Consider the following 5436-nt stretch of genomic DNA (forward strand, 5'->3'; position numbering starts at 1 on the left):
GCCGCCGACGGTCGCCGAGCGCGCGATGCCGAAATCGATGATCTTGGCGCGCTCGACCCGGCCGCCGGGCAGGATGATGTTGTCAGGCGAGAGGTCGCGGTGCACCGCGCCGGCCTGATGCACGGCGCTCAAGCCAGAGGCGAGGCGGTGGCAAAGCCGGCGCACATCGTCGCTTGGCATCGGCCCGCGCCGCATCATGTCGAACAGCGCTTGGACGTCCACGAACTCCATCGCGAGATAGGGGCGGCCGATCCCCGGGTCGATGGTGAACACGTGGTAGCGCACCACCGCGTCATGCGAGAGATGGTTGAGGATCGACGCTTCCTTGCGGAACAGCGACAGGATCGTCTGGTCGCGCGCGAATTCGGGCAGCACGATCTTGATCGCCACATGATCGCCGGTCTGGATGTTGTGGCCGCGATAGACTTCGCCCATGCCGCCCGAGGCGATCCGCTCGTCGAGCTCGTAAATGCCGCTGAGCTGCGTGCCGACGCCGGCATAGGTCACGTTCGGCGAGATCCGGGTCTTGTCGTCGTCGCTCATCTGGCCAGGCCCTCCGCTGCGGACCGATCCGGATGGGGCGCGCCGTTGCCGCCGATCTTCACAAGTACGATGGTCACATTGTCGGTACCGCCGCGCGCCAGCACCGTATCCAGGAGGGCCTGGCATGCCGCCCGCGGCGTGGCGGATCTGGCCGCGGCCTCGATCTCGGCGTCGCTGACATGCGCCGTCAGCCCGTCGGTGCCGAGGACGAAAACGTCGCCCGGCATCAATTCGCCCTGCTGGAAATCGATCTCGAGCTCGTCGCTGACGCCGACCGCATGCGTGATCACGTTGCGTCGCGGCCAGGTGCGCGCCTCCTCCGCGCTGATCATGCCGCGGTCGAGCAGTTCCTGCACCTCGGTGTGATCCTTCGAGACCTGGAAGATCGAGCCGTTGCGCACGAGATAGATGCGGCTGTCGCCGGCCCACAGGCAGGCGAAGCGCCCATCCATGGCAAGCAGGGCGGCGAAAGTGGAGCCGATGGTGATGCCGCGCGATCGCGATATGCCCCGGATCTCGGCATTGGCGCGGCTGAGCCTGTCCTCGAAGCGGGCGCGAAGGTCCGGGGCCGAGCTCGCAATGCCGATCGTCGCCAGATGGTCGACGATACTGGCCGAGGCGACCTCGCCGGCCTCATGCCCGCCCATGCCGTCGGCCACCACCCAGAGCCCGGTCTGCGGCTCGATGAGGTAATTGTCCTCATTGTGGTCGCGCACGCAGCCCTTGTGGCTCACGCCGAAGCTGTCGATGGGAAGGGCGACAGTGCTCAATTTGCCACCAAGCGCTCAGCGAGCGTCCTCTGTGACCAGCCATGGGCCGCGTGCCCACGCCACTCTGCCACAAGCGGGTACATTAGAGTATCGAAATGAAGCCCCGATCTGGCCATCTCAAAACGCCTTCGGACAGCTGAAGCCTGACAAGGCTGGCAGGACGAGGGGGTTGGCCCCAGAGCCCGCCTGGATCGTGTAGGCGACATCGCGTCCACCGATCACGAAACGCGCCTCGGTGCTGGCGCCGTCGCCGGTGATGGTCGCCTTGTCGAACAGTCGCTTCAACGCCCACGGCCCCTCGAATTTGAGCGCGGACTCGCGTCCCGGCATTTCCGGTATGAGGCTGAGGCTCGCCGATCCGGACGCGGCGCCGCTCGGCCATGTCACGATGCTCGGTGCGTTGCCGGCCTGGGCGCTCTGCACTGTCTGCCCGTCCACGTTGAGCACCGCGCTGTCGGCTTCGCTGTTCAGCGAGGTGGGTGTGAAGGTGATCGACACCAACGGCGTCGACCCGCCCGACGGGAAGAAGGCGGCGCGGATTTCCGCCGCCGCCTGGAACGCCTTCAGGGCCGATTTCGCCAGATCCTTGCTGTAGCGCGCATTCTGCTTCCAGCTCCATTCCTGGCCGGTCATGTCGATCAGCGGCGCAAGGTTTTGCGCGAAGAAGCGGTCCATCAGGCCTCCAGGCGCAAACAGCTTGGCGAAATCCGCCATCGAGATGTCCTCGCTGCTGTCGCGGGCGAACGGATATCGGCCGTTGACAGCCTCCTCGCAAGGGCGCGTCACCGTCTGGTCGAGGGTCTGGTTGAGATTGGCGATCGAGGTCTCCGCGACATTGCCCTCGAATTCGTCCGCCGCCGCGTTGACCATGCGCGCCAGCGGCTTGGGAAGGCGCGAGACATTGGCGCGCAAGGTCGAGATCTGCAGCTGCAGATTGGCGTTGACGCGTTCGGTCTGTGTGGGGACATCGGCCGCGAGCTTCAGGCTCTGAAAAATGTCGTGGAAGTTCTGCGTAAGCGCATCCAACGGCCGGCGCCCGGGGTTGCCGCTGACCAAAGCCTGGAACGAGCGGAACTGCGCCTCGACGCTCGCGCCGGCGTTCTGCGCAACGGCCGAGCTTGCGCCCGCCCGGCTCTGCGACTTGCCGCCGGCGATCTGCAGGCCGATGCGGGCGAGGCCCTTGGCCATGCTCGCGGGATCCGGCTCAGCCGTCCCGGTGTCGCCCTCGCCGGCACTGTCGCCCTTGGTCAACGCGGTCTCATTGGCGATCGCCGTGAACAGCTGGTCGAGAGGCGAGTCCGGCGCGGCGAGGGCGGAAAGCGCGAGATATTGCGGCTTGTCCTTCAGCATCGCCTTGAGTTTCAGCTGGTCGAGCACGCCGTTCCAGGCGGCGGCGAATTCCTTGCCGTAGCGGTCAACGAGTTCGGGACCGAGCTTGGGCAGGTCCTGGTCGATACCGCCCTGTTCGCCGCCGCCGCCGAGCACCCACCGGTCGTCGACGAGCATCTGCGCGATGCGCGACAGCTGCGGCAGGAAAAAGCGATTGAACCCGGCGCGCGTGTAGAGGCCGGGAACCTTAAGGTCCGCAAGCTCGCTGCCGTCGATGCGTTCGAACAACAGCTGCGCTTCCGGACCGGCTTTCGCGGCGACGGAGAAATCCTGCAGCCTTGCGGCGTAGACTGCCGACTTGATCTGCGCCGAGGCGCGGTCGGCAAGACTCATACGTCCGAGCGAGCGCTGCGCGGCCTCGACCAGCGGCTGGTTGAGCGCGAAGGCTGGATCGTAGGCGTCGTCGAGCGCAAGCATGGCGCGCAGATGCTTTTCGAGCTGCGCGCGTCCCTCGCGGTTGTTCTCGCCCGGATAGCGGTTCTCCTCCCAGTCCTGCTTCATCCACGAGACGATCAGCTCGTCGTCGACCTTGGGCGCCTTGCCGCCCAGCATCAGGTAGATCTTGAGCGGCTCATAGAGCGCTATCGGATCGGCCATCCTGGCCTGGATCGTCCGCTCTGCCTGCACCAGCAGCCGCGAGCGGAAGCTTCGTTCAAGCGCTTGCCGATAGGCGGTCTTGGAGGCCGACAGCAGCCTCTCGCGCTGGCTGAGCCCGAACGTCTCCTCGATCGGCTTTCCCTGGTCGCCGTTTTCGAAGCCGGCCGGCAGGTTGCGCAACTGGTCGAGCGAGCCGATGACGTTTTCGAGGTCGACGTCGGTCACCGTCGTGCTCTTCAGCAGGCTGTCGGCGCTGTCGCGATAATGCGCCATAGCCTGCCTTGTGGAGGCGATCAGCTCTCTGTTGGCGAAGAAGCTGAGGCCCAGCACGCCGAGCGCCGCCAAGGCCGCCAGCGCGATCGCGGCAAGGCCGCCGAACCTGGCGAGCCGGATGCGGCGCTCGGCCGCCCTATCGAACGAGACCCAGCCCGATTCCGGGAAGATCACCTTGGCCAGCAGGTCGTGCAGGAAGAAGCTCTTGCCGGCGCCGGAAAGGTGCGCTTGCGAAGCGCTGCCGAAACTGCGGCCGATCGCGCCCAGCACCTGGTCGAAGGGCGTCCCTTCCTGCGTGCCCGACGAGAAATAGAGCCCGCGCAGGCTGACATTGACCTGGCTGCGCGATGTGTCGAACAGGCTGCCGATGAACTGCGTTATCCGGTTCTTCAGCGCGCCGAACTGCGCCGGGAAGCCGAACAGCGCGATCCGGGCCACTGGGTCTGCCTCTTCCTGCAGGCGGTCGGCGACCTCTTCTGCGAGCCGTTTCGCCAGCCCGTCGAATTCCGCCGGCGCTTCGCCAGCCATGTTCCTGGTGCGGTCGGCGGTCTGGAACGTCGCGCCCCACACCTTGCGCCGGCGCGCCTCGTCGAAATCGCCGAAGTAATCCATGAAGCCGGCGACGAGATCGGCCTTGGTGAAGAGCAGATAGACCGGGAACTGGATCTTGAGCGTCTCGTGCAATTCGCGCAGGCGGCTTCTGATCTCGGCGACATGCCCGTCGAGCTGCCGGTCGTCGAAGCCGATGAGATCCGAGAGGCTTATGGCGAGGATGACGCCGTTGATCGGTTGCCTGGTGCGCTGCTTCTTGAGCAATCCCAAGAACGCCAGCCAGCTTGCCTTGTCGCGCTCGCGGTCCGACTCCTGCGTCGTGTAGCGGCCGGCCGTATCGATCAGCACCGCCTCGTCGGTGAACCACCAGTCGCAGGACCGCGTGCCACCGACGCCGGCCACCGGCTGCGCGCTGCCGGAGCCGGCAAGCGGGAATTTCAGCCCGGAATTGACCAGCGCCGTCGTCTTGCCGGCGCCGGGCGGGCCGATGATGATGTACCAGGGGATGTCATAGAGGAAATTGCGCTTACCGCTCGTCCGCTTCAGCGTCGCGATGGCTTCGCTCATGCGTGCTTCGAGCACCTGGGAATCGTCGTTGCGTTCATCGCTGCGCGCGATGGCCGCTTCGAGCGCCTTCTGCGCCTTCCGCCGCTGCCAGAAGCGGATCCCGTAGAACAGCGCGAGCGCCGCAACGGTGACGCCGATGATCGTGGCCCTCAGCCACACTGGACCAAGCGGGCGCGTATCGGCGAAGCGGATCAGCGGTCCGGCATACCAGATCGCCGCCGAGAAACCGGCGAGCGCAGCCAGGCTGAAGATCCGCCGCATCCAGCGCATCAGCCGCCGTTCTCCGCCGCGCTGGTCTGCAAAATCTCCTGTTTCGGGATCATCACGTCGACGCGGCGGTTCTTGGCACGGCCGTCCGCCGTGCCATTGTCGGCGATCGGTTCGTCCTCGCCCTTGCCGTCGGCACTGAGCCGCGACGGATCCTTCACCTGCTTGGCCATCATCGCCTGCACGGCCTTGGCGCGAGCGACCGAGAGGTCGAAATTCGATTTGAACGTGCTGGACTTCTTCGGTTTCACATTGTCGGTGTGTCCAATGATGTTGATCGGTCCAGGCTCAGCATCGAGCACGGTGGCGATATCGGCCGCGACCGGCTGGAACTGCGGCTTCGGCTCCGCCTGGCCGGGCGCGAACAGAAGCTGGTTGTTGATCTCGATGACGATGAACGCGCCCTTCTCGCCGACGCTCAGTCCGCCGCCGGCGATCTCCTTGGCAAGGGCGGCGCGGACACGGTCGATCTGGGCGG

Annotated in this window: 4 protein-coding genes; all 4 read right to left on the reverse strand. The window is 66.0% G+C overall.

Annotation, left to right across the window (positions count from 1 at the left end; translation table 11 throughout):
* A partial coding sequence (locus EOA27_RS19970; RefSeq protein WP_145970432.1) for a serine/threonine-protein kinase occupies positions 1 to 543 on the reverse strand: 543 nt, incomplete at its 3' end.
* Positions 540 to 1313 (reverse strand): PP2C family serine/threonine-protein phosphatase, encoded by a 774-nt coding sequence (locus tag EOA27_RS19975; protein WP_126079285.1) that lies wholly within the window; start codon positions 1311 to 1313, stop codon positions 540 to 542. The genes EOA27_RS19970 and EOA27_RS19975, both read right to left, overlap by 4 nt.
* 117 nt (positions 1314 to 1430) lie before the next feature.
* Positions 1431 to 4961, reverse strand: a complete 3531-nt coding sequence (gene tssM / locus EOA27_RS19980; RefSeq protein ID WP_189343252.1) for a type VI secretion system membrane subunit TssM — start codon at positions 4959 to 4961, stop codon at positions 1431 to 1433.
* A partial coding sequence (tssL, locus tag EOA27_RS19985) for a type VI secretion system protein TssL, long form (RefSeq protein WP_127256950.1) occupies positions 4961 to 5436 on the reverse strand: 476 nt, incomplete at its 5' end. The genes tssM and tssL, both read right to left, overlap by 1 nt.

Origin of the sequence: Mesorhizobium sp. M2A.F.Ca.ET.037.01.1.1 (assembly GCF_003998075.1) — a bacterium.
In the GTDB taxonomy this organism is placed as follows: domain Bacteria; phylum Pseudomonadota; class Alphaproteobacteria; order Rhizobiales; family Rhizobiaceae; genus Mesorhizobium.

Coding starts and splice junctions, on each gene's coding strand:
- tssM (WP_189343252.1), bottom strand. CDS start 4,961: ATGCGCTGGATGCGGCGGATCTTCAGCCTGGCTGCGCTCGCCGGTTTC.